Source organism: Pseudomonas sp. E45-MNA-CIBAN-0222, assembly GCF_040310405.1.
In the GTDB taxonomy this organism is placed as follows: domain Bacteria; phylum Pseudomonadota; class Gammaproteobacteria; order Pseudomonadales; family Pseudomonadaceae; genus Stutzerimonas; species Stutzerimonas stutzeri_AC.
This window is the reverse complement of the sequence record NZ_JBEOPU010000010.1, coordinates 24,774-42,215: the sequence shown is the minus strand read 5'-3', so window position 1 is coordinate 42,215 and position 17,442 is coordinate 24,774. Positions and strand designations below refer to the sequence as shown.

Below are 17,442 nucleotides of genomic sequence, written 5' to 3'. Positions count from 1 at the left end.
CTCAACCTTGCCAAGGTGGCAAGGTCAAGAGTTTCAGTCGATTGATACCTTGCGCAGTCTCAAGGCGTTGAACACCACCGAAGCGGAGCTCATGCTCATCGCCAGCGCTGCGATTATTGGTGACAGCAGGAGGCCGGTCAGCGGGTAGAGCAGGCCGGCTGCCAAAGGAATGCCCAGAGCGTTGTAAAGAAAGGCGAAGGTCAGGTTCTGGTGCATGTTGCGCACGGTGGCCACCGACAGGCTGCGCGCGCGCAGGATGCCGAGCAGGTCGCCCTTGACCAGCGTGACCTGGGCGCTGTTCATCGCCACATCGGTGCCGGTGCCCATGGCAATGCCGATATCGGCGCGCGCCAGGGCCGGGGCGTCGTTGATGCCGTCGCCGGCCATGGCCACGCGGTGCCCTTGCTGTTGCAGCGAGGCGGTCAGGCGTTCCTTGTCCTGCGGCTTGACCTCGCCGTGCACCTCCTCGATACCCAGTTCGCGGGCTACGGCACGGGCAGTCGTCAGGCCATCGCCGGTGGCCATGATCACCCGTATGCCGTCTGCCTGCAGGCGCTGGATCGCCAGTTTTGAGGTCGGTTTGATCGGGTCGGAAACCGCCAGCAGACCGGCCAGTACGTTGTCCACGGCCAGGAACATGATGCTCACGCCTTCGCCGCGCTGCTGTTCGGCATGCCCCTTGAGCGGGCTGGCATCCACGCCGGCATCATTCATCAGCGCGGTGTTGCCCAACTGCAAGTCGCGGCCGTCAACCTTGCCACGCACGCCGATGCCGGAGGCCGATTCGAAGGTTTCAGGCGTGCTCAGCGCAAGGCCCTGGGCACGGGCATGATCGACGATGGCGTGTGCCAGGGGATGTTCGCTGCCCTGATCCAGGCTGGCGGCCAGTCGCAGCACCTCGTCCCGCGTGAAGCCGGGCGCCGCCTCGACGCTGTGGAAAGCAGGGCGGCCTTCGGTGAGGGTGCCGGTCTTATCGACGATCAGAGTGTCGATCTTGCGCAGGTTTTCTATCGCGGCAGCATCGCGGAACAGCACGCCGCTGCCGGCCGCTTTGCCGGTGGCGACCATCACCGACATCGGCGTGGCCAGGCCCAGGGCGCAGGGGCAGGCAATGATCAGTACCGCGACTGCGTTGATCAGACCGAACACCCAGCTCGGTTCCGGCCCCCACAGGCCCCATACGACAAAGGTCAGAGCAGCGATGGCGATGACCGCCAGCACGAAACGCCCGGCAATGACGTCGGCCAGCCGCTGCATTGGCGCCTTGGAGCGCTGCGCTTGGGCTACCATCTGCACGATCTGCGCAAGCACGGTCGAGCTGCCGACCTTTTGTGCCTGCATCACCAAGCTGCCGTGGCTGTTGAGGGTAGCGCCGATCAGGCTATCACCGGCGCGTTTCATGATCGGCACCGGCTCGCCGGTCAGCATCGACTCGTCCACCGCGCTTTCGCCTTCCACCACCATGCCATCAACCGGCACTTTTTCGCCTGGGCGCACCCGCAGCTTGTCGCCGCTGTGCACATGGGTGAGGGGAATGTCCTCTTCGCTGCCATCGGCCTTGATGCGCCGGGCGGTCTTGGGCGCCAGACCGAGCAGCGATCTGATCGCCGCCGAGGTCTGCGAGCGCGCCTTGAGTTCCAGGATTTGGCCGAGCAGAGTCAGCGAGATGATTACCGCTGCCGCCTCGAAGTACACGCCGATGCGTTCACCCTGCATGAAGTGGTCGGGGAATACGCCGGGCGCCAGGGTGGCGATCAGGCTGTACAGGTAGGCGGCGGAGGTTCCGAGGCCGATCAGCGTCCACATGTTCGGGCTGCGGTTGATGAACGATTGCACGCAGCGCACGTAGAAGGGCCAGCCGGCCCAGAGCGCCACCGGGGTGGCTAGCGCCAGTTCGACCCAGTTCTGCGTGGCGCCGTGAAACAGCGAGATAGCGTGCTCACCCATTGCCAATACAGTGACAATCACGGTCAACGGCAACGTCCACCAGAAGCGTCGAGAAAAGTCTCTGAGCTCCGGGTTGTCCTCTTCTTCCAGTTCGGGCATGACCGGCTCCAGGGCCATGCCGCATTTGGGGCATGTGCCTGGGCCGATCTGCAGTATTTCCGGGTGCATCGGGCAGGTGTATTCGGCGCCGTGATCGACGGTCGGCGTCTCGCCGTGAGCATCCCCAGCATCCAAATATCTGCTTGGCTCGGCATTGAATTTTTCCAGACAGCGTTGGCTGCAGAAGAGCAGTTGTTGGCCGGCGTGGCTGGTCTGGTGCGGACTGTCGGATTTGACCGTCATGCCACAAACAGGGTCACGATCCGATGGGGTCTGAAGTGTGGGATGTGGCTGATTGGCCTGAGACATTACCGCTCCTGTTAAACCTGTCTACGCACACGCGGGGGTATTTTATATAGGGTATCCCTGACGGGCTGACAGCCGCCTGACCCAAGAATTACATTATTGTAAGCTTGCGGCAGACACCTGGGCATTCCGCCAAGAAATGGTTCCTATATCGATAATTAGTTAACTTACGAATTTGTAACAAGCGAAACAGCATGCCGTAAGGGTGGTGCCTTTAAGATTTAGGCATCAATTACCCAGAGGTGTTAATCATGAAGATCCTGCGGAAAGCACTCACTGTTCTCGCTCTAACAATGGCCGCCTCTTTGGCGGTGGCGACTGAAACTGGCCAAGAATCGCAGATGCGACATGATTATTCGGCGGCTGATGGCAAGCAGGTTCTAAATAAACTTCTTAAGGATGGTAAGGTTTTAAGCGTGGATTATAAGGGCAAGAGAGTTATGGGTCGCTCTGATGGTCGTGTACGGCCATATGAAATAAAGATTCGCACCCCCGATGGCGTCATTCATACTGTAGAATACCGAGGCGTGCCGGTTGGCATCAATAACGGCTGATTTTTTAAGGGCTAATTGCTGTCTTTGCCAAGGCTTGAGATTGCCCTGGCAAAGGCAGCAAGTTCGACTACGCAGCCATGCGTTCACATTCTTCAGCACACTTCATGCAAGCCTTTGCGCATTCCTGGCAATGATCCATCTGATGCTTGGCGCACTCTTCGCCGCAGGCCCGGCAGATCTTTGCACACAGTGCGCATAATTCTTTGGATAGCTGGCTCTGGCGACTCATAAGTCTGGCTGCCAGAGCGCACACGTCAGCACAATCCCTGTCGAGTTCAATGCAACGAGCCATCGCCTGGACGTTTTCTTCACGTAGACAGGCAGATGCGCATTTTTCGCACACGAGGGCGCAGTTAGAGCAAGCTTGAATACAGTTATCGAATATTTTGTTGTCCATATGTCCTCCTGAAGTTCATGGTTAGCTTTGAACCTTACGCCGGTCGCGGCAATCATCAGCTAGGTCCATTCAATACGACAGGCTTAGAGTCCTTCTGTTTCGATGACTTACATTACAATATTGTAAGGCTATTGGTTTGCTGTAGCTGCTTGATATCAAAGGTGATTGCCTTTGCTGCTATGCGGCTTGCCGGGGAACTCCATATAAAAGGCCGTTACGCCACCTGCAGAGGTACACCAGATTCTCCCGTTATGGGCTTCAACGATGGATCTAGTGATTGCCAAACCGAGGCCAGCGTTGCTTGGGTTGCCCTCACGCCGTGCTGGATCGACCCGATAGAAACGATGGAAAAGTTTTTCCAGATGTTCTGGTTTGATCGTCCCGCCGGGATTCTCGACGCTAAGGACGACCGTCTCTTCCGTCTCACGAATCGTTACAGAGATGTTTTCCCCGGTCGGGGTATAGCGCAGCGCATTGGATAACAAGTTGGAGAGCGCTCTATTGAGCATCAACTTATCTCCCAGCACCTCGCCTCTGCCTGAAGCTGAGAGGTGTATACCGCGCTCTTCGGCCAATAGGTGGTAATACTCAAGCAGCTTGGAAACTAATCTCGAAAGTTCGATAGTGCTTTGTTCTGGAATTATCAATCCGTTGTCAGATTTTGCTAGAAAAAGCATGTCATCAATCATGCGTGACATTCGCTTAAATTCTTCCAGATTGGAGTAGAGGTTATCCTCGTAAGCATCAAGGTCCCGCTTTCGGGTGAGCACTACCTCGGTGTGGGTCATGAGATTGCTGACAGGGGTTCGCAGTTCATGCGCGATGTCAGCCGAGAAATTGGACAGCCGTACGAAGGCATCTTCCAGGCGGCCCAGCATCGCATTGAAGGATAGAACGAGCTGCTGCAGCTCCAGCGGAACCGGCTCCAGCGGGATTCGCTCCTGTAACGACCGGGCTGACATCGATGTCGCGAGATGGGTCACTTGCCGAAGAGGTCTTAACCCGCTTCGTACAACCACCCAGCCTAAAGCCGCACTGATCAGGGCGCTGATTACTAGCCCGGCAATGAACCATCGCTGCAGGGTCTCGAAGAAGTGCGCATGGCTCGTGACATCGAGAATCAACAGCGCCGTGAGGGGCTCGGACTTGTCGGCCACGGAAATTTGCGCAGTCATCCCTCGATACAGGTGTCCTGCATTCTGCCATTCCCACATGCTTTGCTCTTGCGCATGCCTGAAGCTTTCCGGGACATCGGCAGCCTTGGGGTCGGAAAAAAGTACCCTGCCATCACCGCTCAGGATGGTCGCCGCTAGATCATGATGGGCACCGAGCAGCGCTCGTAACTGCGGCAGTTCCTCGGTGAGGCTTGCGTCGCTGCGTGCGTTATTAAGGATGTGTCGGGTCGATTCGAGCTTCTCGACCAGGGCCTGTCGATCCAGCACTTCGAAGTGGTGCTGGCTGAGCACGTTAAAACTCAGGCCGGCCATCGTCAGAACCACCACCACTACAGACATGAACATCAGGCTCATGCGGGCTGTCAGCGAAAGGTGGCGCACGCTCATTCCGGCGCATCCATCATATAGCCCATGCCGCGCACGGTCTGAATCAGCTTGGGCTCGAAGTCGTCGTCTATTTTTGCGCGCAGACGGCGTACTGCGACCTCGATGACATTGGTGTCGCTGTCGAAGTTCATATCCCATACCTGAGAGGCAATCAGGGATTTCGGCAGTACTTCGCCGCGGCGGCGCATCAATAATTCCAGCAGCGCAAATTCCTTTGCGGTCAGATCGATACGCTTTCCGGCACGGATGGCACGGCGCTTCAGCAGGTCCACTTGGAGATCCGAAATTTTCAGGGTGGTCTGGGTAGGGGAGCCACTGCCCCTGCGAAGCAAGGTCCTTACTCTTGCCAGAAGCTCGGAGAAAGCAAACGGCTTGATCAAGTAGTCGTCCGCGCCGAGCTCAAGACCCTTGACGCGGTCTTCCACACCATCACGTGCTGTCAGGAACAATACCGGTACGTCTTTCCCTGCTGCTCTGACCATACGCAGCACCTCCCACCCATCCAACCCGGGCATCATCACGTCCAGGATCAGAAGGTCGTAGGTTTCACTCAGCGCGTACTGAAGCGCATCTGTACCCGTCATGACCCGGTCAACGTTGAATCCGGCTTCAGTCAGGCCTTGTTGCAGATACGCCCCGGTTTTGGGTTCGTCTTCAGCTACCAGTAATTTCATGCGTACAGACTCCGAAACTCGACAGCCTGAGTGTGCAGGCAATTAGGACCCTCAACCAGAAGCTTACAAAAATGTAACGTCCGCTTCAGGTGGCTGACAGAACTGGGTGTCTAGAGTTTGCAGGGTATCTGTTGTGCTCTCGATGCAGTGGGGCTCCGAACGGCTTTATGGCGAGTAAATTTTTCCAGGCCTCCACATTGCTCCTTGGCCTATTGGCGCCTTCGGGCGCCTTTTTTCTGCCTGCGGCTTTTGGCGAAGAGGCATGCTGAAGGTTACACAAATGTAATTTCAGGGTAAGCCAGCCGGCAGGTCAGTCGTCCTACTCTTGGGTACTCCTCAATAACTTGAATGAGCTCCAGCCAATGAAAATTTATTCTCTTTCCCTTTTTTCCGCACTTGGTTTGGTCTTCAGCGCTACTGCTGCAATGGCCGCCCCCGGCCATAGTCATGCGCTCGACTTTGGGCAACCAGGAGACGCGCAGGCGGTAGATCGCACCATTGAGGTACGAATGAGCGATAACGTCTTTGCGCTTGAGACGATTGAAGTAAAGGCAGGTGAGACTGTCCGTTTTGTGTTGCATAACGATGGAGCCCTGCTTCATGAATTCAACCTCGGCTACTCGGCCACCCATGCCGCGCACGAGCAAGAAATGATTGCGATGTTTCGCAGCGGCATGCTTACCCCGACTGGTGCTCATGATATGAGCCATATGGAAGGTGAAATGGATGGCGGGATGACACACGATGATCCGAACAGTGTTCTGATCGAACCCGGCGCCCGCGAAGAGTTGATCTGGACGTTCTCGAAAACCAAGAATCTGGAGTTTGCTTGCAATATTCCGGGACACTATCAAGCGGGAATGGTCGGCAAGGTAGAGATACGTTAAGCGCCTAACGTAAAAGTACTGCCCCGCTTAATGAGTGGAGCATGGTTGCTATCTTGTAAGTTCGCTTATCAGGACTGATCAGCAAGTTGTTTGAGTTACTGCGTGCTTTAAATGTCCATCAGGGCGCTACAAGCCCGAGGCTGGATTATGAACTACCAGCTCATCTAATAATTGGATGAAGAAATATGCATAGAAAACCCACAAGGCGAACTTTCATCAAAGGGTTAGCCGCAACTGGAATACTTGGTGGCCTGGGCATGTGGCGCGTGCCGGTTTGGGCGGTCACTAGCCCAGGACAAGCTAACGTGCTGACCGGTAACGACTTTGATCTGTTCATTGGTGAGATTCCAGTAAACATAACGGGCGCGGCCCGCACCGCAATGACTATCAATGGTTCACTTCCAGGGCCGATCCTGCGCTGGCGGGAAGGAGATACGGTCACTCTTCGGGTTCGCAATCGTTTGCATGAGGATACGTCCATTCACTGGCACGGCATTATCCTGCCGGCCAACATGGACGGTGTGCCTGGCTTGAGCTTCCATGGCATCGCTCCGGACGGCATGTACGAGTACAAATTTGATGTCAACCAGAATGGTACCTATTGGTACCACAGCCATTCGGGCCTCCAAGAGCAGGCCGGAGTCTATGGTGCCTTGGTGATCGATGCGAAAGATCCCGAACCTTTCAGCTACGATCGTGACTACGTGGTGCTGTTGAGCGACTGGACCGACGAGAATCCGGATCGGGTCCTGGCAAAGTTGAAGAAGCAATCGGACTATTACAACTATCACAAACGCACCGTCGGTGACTTCATTGATGACGTGAGCGAGATGGGATGGTCCGCTGCTATTGCCGACCGCAAGATGTGGGCCGAGATGAAGATGAGCCCTACGGATCTCGCCGACGTCAGTGGCTACACATACACCTACCTCATGAACGGCCAGGCGCCGGACGGCAACTGGACGGGCATCTTCAAGCCGGGCGAAAAAATTCGGCTGCGTTTCATTAATGCTGCAGCCATGACCTACTTCGATGTTCGTATTCCTGGTCTGAAGATGACGGTGGTTGCGGCTGATGGACAGTACGTCAAACCGGTCAGTGTCGATGAGTTCCGCATCGCCGTGGCCGAAACCTACGACGTCATCGTCGAACCCGAAAACGAGCAGGCTTACACCATCTTCGCGCAATCCATGGATCGTACCGGCTATTCCAGGGGCACCTTGGCGGTTCGCGAAGGGCTGAGCGCGCCTGTCCCAGAGGTCGACCCTCGTCCGCTTATCTCAATGGCCGACATGGGCATGGATCACGGCAGCATGGATGGCATGGAGCATGGCTCTATGCAGAGCGGGATGGCCTCTATGGCCGGTATGGATCACAGCAAGATGGCAGGCATGGACCACAGCCAAATGGCAGGCATGAGCCATGGCAGCATGTCCGGTATGGATCACAGCCAAATGGCGGGGATGGACCATGGCACGATGCAGTCGCACCCGGCTTCCGAAACCAATAACCCTTTAGTTGACATGCAGACCATGACGCCGGCGCCAAATCTGAGCGACCCGGGAATCGGCCTGCGTGACAACGGGCGTCAAGTCCTCACTTACTCTGATCTTCGCAGCACCTTCCTCGATCCGGACGGCCGCGATCCGAGCCGCACCATTGAACTGCACCTCACCGGGCACATGGAGAAGTTTTCTTGGTCGTTCGACGGTATCAAGTTCTCTGATGCTGAACCGCTGCGACTCAAGTATGGCGAGCGTGTTCGTATCACTTTGGTCAACGACACGATGATGACCCACCCAATTCACCTGCATGGCATGTGGAGTGATCTTGAAGACGAGAACGGCAACTTTCTGGTGCGCAAACACACCATCGACATCCCGCCGGGCTCGAAACGTAGTTATCGCGTGACGGCCGATGCATTGGGGCGTTGGGCTTACCACTGCCACCTGTTGCTTCACATGGAAATGGGCATGTTCCGTGAAGTTCGTGTGGACGAGTAGAGGAGAGATTCAATGAGCAATTTGCTGAAACGAAAAGCGCTGTTTGGTGGTGTCGCCGTGCTGAGCCTGATAGCCACCTTGTACGTCCCTACCTCGATGGCAAATCAAGATCACAACGAGCATGCCCAGCACTCGGCTGAAACGCACAAGGGTGCTGGTGGCAAAGCGGCTCCTGCGTCGCAAGAAAAGACATCCCAGATGAAGCAAATGGACCATGGCGCTATGGATCACGGTTCCATGAATCATGATGGGATGGATCATAAAAAAATGATGGGTGGGCATGGCGGCAAAGCCGAGGCAGGTTCGAACCATGACCACTAGGATCACGCGTCCTTCGTTCATAGCGCTGGCTGTATCGCTGAGCGCCCTCAGCGGTGGTTTCACCGCAGCTGCTGAAATGGGCCATTCCGCGATGGTCCATGGCTCTATGCCCATGGACCATAGCCAGATGAATCATGGCTCTGCACCGAGCGCAATGGGAGGCATGGATCATAGCCAGCCAACCAGGGTGCGAACGTCGCAGAACCAGACTCCTGCGGCTGATCACAGCAAGATGGATCACGGCGCCATGCAAGGGCAAATGGGTGAGATGGATCATAGCGCCATGGATCATTCCAAGATGAACCATGGCTCCGCTGACGTTGCGAGAGCGACCAGTCGTACGCCCATTCCGGTTCTTACGGACGCCGACCGGAAGGCGGCGTTTCCGCCGCTGCCCGGCCATCAGGTGCATGACAGCGCCATCAACAGCTTCTTTCTGCTTGATCGATTCGAATATCAGGATGCCGATGAAGGCAGCACCTTGGCTTGGGACGCCTCCGGCTGGCTGGGCGGTGATATCAATCGGGTCTGGTTTCGCTCGGAGGGGGAGCGCACCAACGGCGTTACCGAGGATGCTGAACTGCAGCTGCTTTATGGGCGCTCAATCGGACCCTGGTGGGATGTGGTTGCCGGCGTCCGCCAGGATTTTAAGCCGGAGTCACCTCAAACGTGGGCGGCGTTTGGCATTCAGGGGCTGGCGCTCTATGACTTCGAAGCAGAGGCTACCGCATTTATTGGTGAGAATGGCCAGACCGCAGCCCGCTTCGAGGGTGAGTACGACATTTTGCTTACCAACCGGCTGATTCTCCAGCCGACAGCCGAGGTGAACTTCTATGGCAAGAACGATCCAGAACGAGGCGTAGGGTCGGGGCTGGCCAATACCGAACTTGGTTTGCGTCTGCGCTATGAGATCGTCCGGCAGTTTGCGCCCTATATCGGTGTTTCCTGGAGCCGCTCCTATGGCAACACTGCAGACCTGGTGCGTGAGGAGGACGGGGATGTTTCAGAGGCGCGCTTTGTCGCTGGCATCCGGGTATGGTTTTGAGTCAGAGAGGACGAAGACAGTTATAAGCTAGGAGGCAGAGGGCACTGTCGGTAACGCTGAAGTTTTAGCCGGAGGCGACGTCGGTGCTCTTGATGCCCATTCCCCGTAGTGCATGCTTCGCCCGCGAAGGCGCACGAACGTTCCATTGATGCCCCCCATGGAACATCCACGTGTCGGAGTTGAGTAGTAAATCGCTTATCCGTGTTCGCATTGGTAAACGCATCTTCAGATGCGTTAGATGCCGCTTAGCACCAAGACTCGTCGATATTGAACTGAGCCAAACGCTATACCCAGCAGCCTTGACCAATATCAAAGCCACCGGTATGTCTGTTTGGGGCATGAGTGACGAGTAAATTGAGGCATGGTTGCTTTCCTGCAAGCTGCCGAAATGGGGCGCTGAGCAAGATCAGGCTCTACCGTTATCGGTCATTGGCTCACCAAGCGCACTGACTTCATCGGGATCGCCGCTGTCTGGCACGCTAGATATGGATGTAGGCGGAGTTTTGCATGTCTGCAAGGTGATTGGCATGTATACAGCGTGACGCTGGTCAGGTAGCTGCCGTGTTACCACTAGCCGGTAGTGGTATCACAGCTTTCAATGCCCCTGACCCGCATTGTTGGACGCGATACATAAAGTCGGCTGAAAGCTCAGCGATAGGTGGGTTATCTCTCTGGTATATAGCGTAATCATATGCGAGCGGCCTTCATGCCGCTCGACAGTTGAACGCTCCTTGTGTTATCCCGGGCAGTTAGTTCCAGCTACATGATATTCAAGAATATTTAAGTTGCCCTTGGAGTCCTCGTAAGTCATCTGTGCTGGTATCACCTCATTGCAAGTTATGTCAGTTCGTGTGGTTTGGATGACTTTGGCAATGTCTAGCTCCATTCCATAACGATAGTGCACTACTTTTGGTGGATTCTTTCCGGTGGAGATGGCGTATTCCTGCATCGCCTTTTCGTTTGCGCGAATCATTTCTCCATAAGTGCTATCCGAACTACCTCCAGCCATGGTCAGCGAAGTTACCGTCATCAATGATAATGCGGCCATGATTCTGCCAGTGTTCATGTTCAACTCCTGATTAAAATGTCGCTGGCACTATAAGCTTGGCGGGATTTCAGGTGGATGACTTCAGGATTACATTGTTGTAATTGATTGGTTTGTCCGGCTAATGTTTTTTAAAAAGTTAATATTTAAGAACGCAAGTCTCGTTGCGCCAGATCTCCGTGTTGGATTTTCGGCATATCAGTATTGCTTTGAAAAAGCTGACATCGATGTAATGTCCAGGTCATCTGCATGACAGGCCTGATCTGCAATAAAGCCAGGCAATAAAAAACGCTTCTTAATTCGAGGCTCGGATCACTAACGAGCCCATGCTTTTCCTTGTGCCGACTCCGCGTGCTACGGAGCTAGATCTGATGAATATTTTGAGAAAAGGAAGTGGCTCATTGGTGCACCTTTCGCTCTGCGCGATGAGAGAGAGCCTGGTGGACCTAGCCGAAGCTGGGAAAGGTTTTGGCTTTCGGCGCTGCGATCAAAGGGGCCGGCATAGCAGAAAGGGGAAGCTATGAACTGGATCGTTCAACCGTTGCCTGGCAGCCAACGAGTGCTGCTGGCTGCTGTCACCCTGGGCCTTGTTCTGAGCGGCAGTGTTCAAGCCGCACCAGAGTCAGCCGAATTTGGCGCCACCTTGCCTCCGCTGCTCGACCTGCTCGAACGCCAGAGCCCTGAGCTGCGGGCTGCAGGGTATGAGAGACAGGCCGCCTGGGAGCGGCCCGACGTGGCCGGCTCGCTTCCTGATCCGATGCTCACGTTCGAAGAAATGGGTATCGCCCGTGACGACCCGAGCCTCTCGCCGAGCGGCGTCGGCAGCACACGCTACGCGTTCCGTCAGACCTTTCCGCTGGGCGGCAAGCGAGGGCTTGCCCGCGAGATCGCCGAGGCGGGCGCAGAGCAGGCGGTGGCGCGCGAGCGCCTGAGCCGGGTCGAGCTCAGAAGCCTGGTCAAACTCGCCTTCAACGAATACCAGTACGCCCATGCCGCCACCCAGGTGACCGAGGAGTTGCGGAGCCTGGTGGATGAGCTTGAGAGCATCGCCGAGGCGCGCTACCGGGTCGGGCTTGCACCGCAACAAGACGTGATCAAGGCGCAGACCGAGCACAGCAGCCTGCAGAGCGAGCTGCTAACGCTGGAGCGTGACCGGCGCGGTACTGCGGCGCGGCTCAACGGTATTCTGGCCCGCCCGGCGAACGCGCCGCTGGCGACGCCTGCCGGTTGGTCCGCGCTGCCTGCCGCGGTGCCTACCCTGGCGGAGCTGCAGGCGAGAATCCTTGGCGGCAATCCTCAAGTGGCCGAGCTCAATGCACGGATTCAGGAAGCCCGGCGCGCCGAGGAGCTCGCGAATCGAAACTGGATTCCGGATATCACCGTCGGCACCGCCGTTGTGCAGATGGGCAACCGCGCAGAAGAATTCGAATTGATGCTGGAGATGAACGTTCCACTGTGGGGCAGGCGCCGCAGCGCCGAGCAGCGCGAGGCCGTCTCAATGCGCTATGCCGCAGAGGCGCGGCGCGAAGCGGTCAACAGTCGCCTCGCCGGTAGCGTCGGTGAAGCATGGTCGGCGTTGGAGACAGCCTTTCGGCAGCACGCGCTAACCGAAAGAACGCTCTTGCCGCAGGCGGAACTCACCTATCAATCGGCGCTCGCCAGCTATCAGACCGGCAACGTCGATTTCGCCACCTTGCTCGATGCCCAGCGACAGATCCGTCAACTGCGGCTGTCGCTCCTTTCGTATGAACTGGAGCAGCGCGTACGGGTGGTGGAACTGGAGCGTCTTGTCGGAGCAGAGCTATGAAACGCAGCATGATTCTGGGCGCCGGCGCATTTGCCCTCGCCACCGCAATCGCCGGGTTTGCCGGCGGTTACATGATGGCGCAAAAGCCCGCACCTTCAGCGGCCGTCGGTAGCAGCGCGCCACAGGAGCGCAAGGCTCTCTACTACCGCAATCCCATGGGCCTGGCCGATACCTCGCCGGTGCCGAAGAAGGACCCGATGGGGATGGACTACATCCCGGTGTATGCCAACGAGGCGCCCGCTGGCGCGCGGGGCGAGCGCAAGGTTCTCTACTACCGTAATCCCATGGGCCTGCCGGACACCTCGCCAGTGCCGAAGAAGGACTCCATGGGCATGGACTACATCGCCGTCTACGAGGGTGAGGAATCCGGAAGTACCGTAACCATCAGTCCCGAGAAGATCCAGCTACTGGGTGTGTTGACCTCGCCGGTCGAGCGCCGCGTGCTCACGCGCACGGTGCGTGCCGTCGGTACGGTGCAGGTGGACGAGCGTGGCCAGTACACCCTGGCGCCGAAGTTCGACGGATGGATTGAGAAGCTCCATGTGAACACCACCGGTGAGCCGGTCCGTAAGGGCCAGCCGTTGATAGACGTCTATAGCCCCGAGTTGGTCTCGGCGCAGCAGGAGTTCTTGATCGCCAATGCTGGACGACAGCGCCTAGCGGCTGGCAGTGCGAATGCCAGGCAGGGGGTCGCCTCACTCTCAGAATCTGCCATGCAGCGGCTACGCAACTGGGATATTGGCGAAGCACAGCTTGAGCGCTTGCGCCGTACCGGCAAAACCAGCCGTACCTTGACGATCACCGCTCCGGTGGATGGGGTCGTACTGGACAAACCGGCGTTGGAAGGCATGCGCTTCCAGGCCGGGGACGCTCTCTACCGAATTGCGGACCTCGATACCGTCTGGCTTATCGCTGAAGTATTCGAGCAGGACCTGGCGTTGGTAAAACCGGGGCAAGCGGTACAGCTCACGGTCAGCGCCTATCCAGGCCGCCATTTCACTGGCGAGGTGACCTTCATCTACCCCGATCTCTCGCCGCAGACCCGCACTGTAAAGGTTCGTATCGAGCTGTCCAATCCCGACGGCCTGCTCAAGCCGGCCATGTTTGGCACTGCCCAGCTGGCTGCTGGGGAGCGCACACCCGTGCTCGCGGTTCCCGACTCGGCGGTGATCGACAGCGGCACTCGGCAGGTCGCACTGGTCGCCCTGGGTGAGGGTCGCTTCGAGCCGCGCGAACTGCTCACCGGCAGACTGGCAGACGGCTTTCTTGAAGTGCTTGAAGGGCTGGGCGAGGGAGAGTCCGTGGTCACACGTGCCAACTTCCTGATCGATGCCGAGAGCAACCTCAAGGCCGCGTTGAGCGGCATGAGCACGAAGTCGGCGCCAGCCGCTGCCCATGATCATGGGGAGCATGCTGGACCTGGCCATGCTGCCACGCCAACCGATGCCGACGCACACAGCGCTCATGCCGCTCATGCCAGTCACGCCGGCCACACCGTCCCAATTGAGAGCAGCACTGACGCTCATGTCGGCAGTCACGGAAGCAGCGAGGCTGATGCGTCGCCAAGTGATGGGCATGACCATGAAAACCACGCCACGCCAGACGCGCATTCCGGCCACGTCATGCCGGATAGCCACAGCAACTCCCATGGGGGGCATTGAATATGCTCTCCAGAATCATTGAATGGTCGGTTCGCAACGTCTTCCTGGTGTTGCTCGCCACGCTGATCATTATCGGCGCCGGCGTCTACGCCGTGGTGAAAACCCCGTTGGACGCGCTGCCGGACCTGTCCGACGTGCAGGTGATCGTCTACACCGAGTTTCCGGGGCAAGCGCCGCAGGTGGTAGAGGACCAGGTTACCTACCCGCTCACCACGGCACTGCTTTCGGTACCCAATTCCAAGGTGGTACGGGGCTTCTCGTTCTTTGGCGCCTCCTTCGTTTATGTGATTTTTGAGGACGGCACCGATATCTACTGGGCACGCTCGCGGGTGCTTGAGTACTTGAACTTCGCCTCCAAGAGCCTTCCAGCTGGAGTGACACCGGCGCTGGGGCCGGACGCCACCGGCGTTGGCTGGGTCTACCAATACGCGCTGACCAGTGCGCGGCATACCCTTGCGGAGCTGCGCACGCTGCAGGACTGGTTTGTGCGCTATCAACTCACCAAGGCCGAGGGTGTGTCCGAAATCGCCAGCATCGGCGGATTCGTCCAGCAGTACCAAGTCACCGTCGATCCGCAGAAGCTGCAGGCCTACGACATCCCGTTGAGCCGCATTTCCGACGTCATTCGGACCAGCAATGCCGACGTGGGCGGTCGCATCGTGGAAATGAGCGAGACCGAGTACATGGTGCGCGGTCGCGGCTATTTGCGTGGTGCAGCGGACATCGAGAAACTGGTGCTCAAGGCCGCGGGCGGGGTGCCGGTTCTGCTGCGCGATGTGGCGCGCGTCGAGCTCGGCCCTGATGAGCGTCGCGGCGTGGTCGAGCTCAACGGGGAGGGCGAGGTGGTCGGCGGCATCGCCGTCGCCCGCTACGGCGAAAATGCCATGAACGTGATCGACAACCTGAAGGCCAAGATAGAGGAGATTCGTCCCGGCCTGCCGGAAGGTGTCGAGATCGAGCCGGTATACGACCGTTCGGATCTTATCCAGCGCGCCGTGGACAATCTCAAGGTCACGCTGCTGGAAGAGTCGATCATCGTCGCGCTGGTGTGCATTGTGTTTCTTCTGCATGTACGCAGTGCGCTGGTGGCCATCCTCATGCTGCCGGTGGGCATCCTGATCGCCTTCATCGTCATGCGCTGGCTGGGGCTCAATTCCAACATCATGAGCCTGGGCGGCATCGCCATCGCTATCGGCGCAATGGTGGACGCGGCCATCGTGATGATTGAGAACGCGCACAAGCACCTGGAGCGAGCGTCGCCGGACAAGCCGAGGGCAGAGGTCATCATTGAAGCCTGCCGCGAGGTGGGGCCGGCGCTGTTCTTCTCGCTGCTGATCATTACCGTTTCCTTCCTACCGGTGTTCACGCTGGAGTCCCAGGAAGGACGGATGTTCTCGCCGCTCGCCTTCACCAAGACCTTCGCCATGGCGGGTGCGGCGTTACTCTCGGTGACGCTGGTGCCGGTGCTGATGCTGTTGTTCGTGCGCGGGCGGATCATCCCCGAGCACAAGAACCCGGTGAACCGTTTCCTGATCTGGATTTATCGCCCGATCATCCATATCGTGCTGCGATGGAAGGTGACAACCATCGTGGTGGCGCTCGTGGTTTTGGGCGTGAGCATCCTGCCGGCGCGCCAGCTTGGCAGCGAATTCATGCCGCGCCTCAACGAAGGCACGCTGCTGTACATGCCGGCCTCGCTCCCGGGCATGTCCATCACCAAGGCTGCGGAACTCATGCAGGTGCAGGACCGGATCATCAAGAGCTTTCCCGAGGTAGCCTCGGTATTCGGCAAGGCGGGCCGCGCGGCCACGGCCACCGACCCGGCCCCGATCGAAATGTTCGAGACGGTGGTCAACCTCAAGCCGGAAGAGCACTGGCGGCCGGGAATGACGATGGATAAGCTCATCGCCGAGATGGATGAAGCGCTCCGGTTTCCGGGTGTGGCCAACAGCTGGACCATGCCCATTCAGGGGCGCCTGGACATGCTATCTACCGGCATACGAACGCCCATTGGCATCAAGGTGTTTGGCATGGACCTCGCCGGGATCGAGCGGCTGGCCACCCAGATCGAGACGGTTGTGCAGGCGGTGCCCGGGACAACCAGCGCGTTTGCCGAGCGCATCACGGGTGGCTTCTATCTTGATATTGCCCCCGACTACGATGCCCTGGCCCGCTACGGCCTGACGGTGGGGGAGGTGCAGATGGTCATAGCCACTGCGTTGGGCGGCGAGCTTGTGACCACGACCGTGGAAGGGCGCGAGCGATTCGGCGTCAGCGTTCGCTACCCACGGGAGCTGCGCTCCGACCCGCAGCGTATTGCCACCGAGGTGCTGGTGCCCACGCCGGGCGGCGCACAAATTCCGCTCGGGCAGCTCACCGATATCAGCGTTTCCAAGGGCGCGCCCAGCATTCGTACCGAAAACGCGCTGCTCTCAGCATATATCTATGTCGATATTCGCGGCCGCGACATCGGCAGCTATGTGCGAGAGGCACAGCAGGCGGTCAATGATCAGGTGACCTTTCCACCCGGTTACTACGTGACCTGGAGCGGCCAGTTCGAATACATGGAGCGGGCGGCGGAGAGGCTAAAAATCGTCGTGCCGCTGACCCTGGTGTTGATCTTCCTGCTGCTGTACCTGAATTTCCGCCGGCTTACCGAGACGCTGATCGTCATGCTCTCGGTGCCGTTCTCGCTGGTGGGTGGTATCTGGCTCATGTGGGCGCTGGGCTACAACTTCTCGGTGGCCGTGGTGGTGGGCTTCATCGCCCTGGCTGGCGTGGCTGCCGAGACCGGTGTGATCATGCTCATCTACCTTGACCATGCGCTCGCCGAGCGCCGAGCCGAACGGGAAGCAGCCGGCGAGCAGTTAACGGTGGCTGATCTCTACCAGGCAGTCATAACTGGTGCAGTCGAGCGAGTACGGCCGAAGATGATGACGGTAGTGGCCATCATGGCCGGCCTGCTGCCGATCATGTGGGGCACCGGTACCGGCTCGGAGGTGATGCGACGCATTGCCGCGCCGATGGTGGGTGGGATGATTTCTTCCACCGTACTGACGCTTGTGGTCATTCCGGCGATCTACATGCTGGTCAAGCAGCGCAGTCTGCGGTGATCGCTCGGTAGCGTGTTCATT

13 protein-coding genes are annotated in these 17,442 nt (G+C 58.1%); 8 read left to right on the top strand and 5 right to left on the bottom strand.

Annotation, left to right across the window (positions count from 1 at the left end; translation table 11 throughout):
- Positions 1-33: 33 nt before the first annotated feature.
- The gene (locus tag AAEZ08_RS15585) at positions 34-2,355 is read right to left on the bottom strand and encodes a heavy metal translocating P-type ATPase (RefSeq protein ID WP_003280452.1); all 2,322 of its coding nucleotides are present in this window, start codon (positions 2,353-2,355) and stop codon (positions 34-36) included.
- Between the two features lie 248 nt (positions 2,356-2,603).
- On the opposite strand from AAEZ08_RS15585, the gene AAEZ08_RS15580 reads away from it, so the two are divergent.
- Positions 2,604-2,906 carry a hypothetical protein gene (locus AAEZ08_RS15580; RefSeq protein ID WP_003280454.1) on the top strand — a complete coding sequence of 101 codons (303 nt, stop codon included), beginning with the start codon at positions 2,604-2,606 and terminating at the stop codon, positions 2,904-2,906.
- 67 nt (positions 2,907-2,973) lie between these two features.
- On the opposite strand, the gene AAEZ08_RS15575 is transcribed toward AAEZ08_RS15580, so the two are convergent.
- The 3 genes from AAEZ08_RS15575 to AAEZ08_RS15565 all read right to left on the bottom strand — a co-directional run bounded on the left by AAEZ08_RS15575 (position 2,974) and on the right by AAEZ08_RS15565 (position 5,539).
- Entirely contained in the window at positions 2,974-3,303 is a 330-nt protein-coding gene (locus AAEZ08_RS15575) for a four-helix bundle copper-binding protein (RefSeq protein WP_003280456.1), read from the bottom strand.
- A gap of 155 nt (positions 3,304-3,458) precedes the next feature.
- Positions 3,459-4,865, bottom strand: coding sequence for a heavy metal sensor histidine kinase (locus tag AAEZ08_RS15570; RefSeq protein ID WP_500124674.1), 1,407 nt, complete (start codon positions 4,863-4,865; stop codon positions 3,459-3,461).
- The gene (locus tag AAEZ08_RS15565) at positions 4,862-5,539 is read right to left on the bottom strand and encodes a heavy metal response regulator transcription factor (RefSeq protein ID WP_003280460.1); all 678 of its coding nucleotides are present in this window, start codon (positions 5,537-5,539) and stop codon (positions 4,862-4,864) included. The genes AAEZ08_RS15570 and AAEZ08_RS15565 overlap by 4 nt, the downstream gene beginning before the upstream one ends.
- Positions 5,540-5,901: 362 nt before the next feature.
- Here AAEZ08_RS15565 and AAEZ08_RS15560 point away from each other — a divergent pair, with 362 nt between their 5' ends.
- The 4 genes from AAEZ08_RS15560 to AAEZ08_RS15545 all read left to right on the top strand — a co-directional run bounded on the left by AAEZ08_RS15560 (position 5,902) and on the right by AAEZ08_RS15545 (position 9,795).
- A complete protein-coding gene (locus tag AAEZ08_RS15560; RefSeq protein ID WP_003280462.1) occupies positions 5,902-6,426 on the top strand; it encodes a cupredoxin domain-containing protein in 525 nt (174 codons plus the stop codon).
- 185 nt (positions 6,427-6,611) lie between these two features.
- Positions 6,612-8,429, top strand: a complete 1,818-nt coding sequence (locus AAEZ08_RS15555; protein WP_003280464.1) for a copper resistance system multicopper oxidase — start codon at positions 6,612-6,614, stop codon at positions 8,427-8,429.
- A 12-nt stretch (positions 8,430-8,441) separates the two neighbouring features.
- Positions 8,442-8,750 carry a hypothetical protein gene (locus AAEZ08_RS15550; RefSeq protein ID WP_003287672.1) on the top strand — a complete coding sequence of 103 codons (309 nt, stop codon included), beginning with the start codon at positions 8,442-8,444 and terminating at the stop codon, positions 8,748-8,750.
- Positions 8,740-9,795, top strand: coding sequence for a copper resistance protein B (locus tag AAEZ08_RS15545; RefSeq protein ID WP_500124673.1), 1,056 nt, complete (start codon positions 8,740-8,742; stop codon positions 9,793-9,795). Before AAEZ08_RS15550 ends, AAEZ08_RS15545 begins: the two co-directional genes overlap by 11 nt.
- Positions 9,796-10,531: 736 nt before the next feature.
- On the opposite strand, the gene AAEZ08_RS15540 is transcribed toward AAEZ08_RS15545, so the two are convergent.
- On the bottom strand, positions 10,532-10,861 hold the full coding sequence (locus AAEZ08_RS15540; protein WP_003280469.1) for a DUF2790 domain-containing protein: 330 nt from the start codon (positions 10,859-10,861) through the stop codon (positions 10,532-10,534).
- 499 nt (positions 10,862-11,360) lie between these two features.
- Between AAEZ08_RS15540 and AAEZ08_RS15535 the strand changes: the two genes are divergently transcribed.
- Genes AAEZ08_RS15535 through AAEZ08_RS15525 form a run of 3 tightly spaced genes read left to right on the top strand, consistent with a single transcriptional unit; the run spans position 11,361 to position 17,421 of the window.
- Complete coding sequence (locus AAEZ08_RS15535) at positions 11,361-12,647, top strand: TolC family protein (protein ID WP_003280471.1); 1,287 nt, start codon at positions 11,361-11,363, stop codon at positions 12,645-12,647.
- The gene (locus AAEZ08_RS15530) at positions 12,644-14,308 is read left to right on the top strand and encodes an efflux RND transporter periplasmic adaptor subunit (RefSeq protein WP_312245862.1); all 1,665 of its coding nucleotides are present in this window, start codon (positions 12,644-12,646) and stop codon (positions 14,306-14,308) included. Before AAEZ08_RS15535 ends, AAEZ08_RS15530 begins: the two co-directional genes overlap by 4 nt.
- 2 nt (positions 14,309-14,310) lie before the next feature.
- Positions 14,311-17,421, top strand: a complete 3,111-nt coding sequence (locus AAEZ08_RS15525) for an efflux RND transporter permease subunit (protein ID WP_003280474.1) — start codon at positions 14,311-14,313, stop codon at positions 17,419-17,421.
- Positions 17,422-17,442: the final 21 nt, after the last annotated feature.

Coding starts and splice junctions, on each gene's coding strand:
- AAEZ08_RS15585 (WP_003280452.1), bottom strand. CDS start 2,355: ATGTCTCAGGCCAATCAGCCACATCCCACACTTCAGACCCCATCGGAT.
- AAEZ08_RS15580 (WP_003280454.1), top strand. CDS start 2,604: ATGAAGATCCTGCGGAAAGCACTCACTGTTCTCGCTCTAACAATGGCC.
- AAEZ08_RS15575 (WP_003280456.1), bottom strand. CDS start 3,303: ATGGACAACAAAATATTCGATAACTGTATTCAAGCTTGCTCTAACTGC.
- AAEZ08_RS15570 (WP_500124674.1), bottom strand. CDS start 4,865: ATGAGCGTGCGCCACCTTTCGCTGACAGCCCGCATGAGCCTGATGTTC.
- AAEZ08_RS15565 (WP_003280460.1), bottom strand. CDS start 5,539: ATGAAATTACTGGTAGCTGAAGACGAACCCAAAACCGGGGCGTATCTG.
- AAEZ08_RS15560 (WP_003280462.1), top strand. CDS start 5,902: ATGAAAATTTATTCTCTTTCCCTTTTTTCCGCACTTGGTTTGGTCTTC.
- AAEZ08_RS15555 (WP_003280464.1), top strand. CDS start 6,612: ATGCATAGAAAACCCACAAGGCGAACTTTCATCAAAGGGTTAGCCGCA.
- AAEZ08_RS15550 (WP_003287672.1), top strand. CDS start 8,442: ATGAGCAATTTGCTGAAACGAAAAGCGCTGTTTGGTGGTGTCGCCGTG.
- AAEZ08_RS15545 (WP_500124673.1), top strand. CDS start 8,740: ATGACCACTAGGATCACGCGTCCTTCGTTCATAGCGCTGGCTGTATCG.
- AAEZ08_RS15540 (WP_003280469.1), bottom strand. CDS start 10,861: ATGAACACTGGCAGAATCATGGCCGCATTATCATTGATGACGGTAACT.
- AAEZ08_RS15535 (WP_003280471.1), top strand. CDS start 11,361: ATGAACTGGATCGTTCAACCGTTGCCTGGCAGCCAACGAGTGCTGCTG.
- AAEZ08_RS15530 (WP_312245862.1), top strand. CDS start 12,644: ATGAAACGCAGCATGATTCTGGGCGCCGGCGCATTTGCCCTCGCCACC.
- AAEZ08_RS15525 (WP_003280474.1), top strand. CDS start 14,311: ATGCTCTCCAGAATCATTGAATGGTCGGTTCGCAACGTCTTCCTGGTG.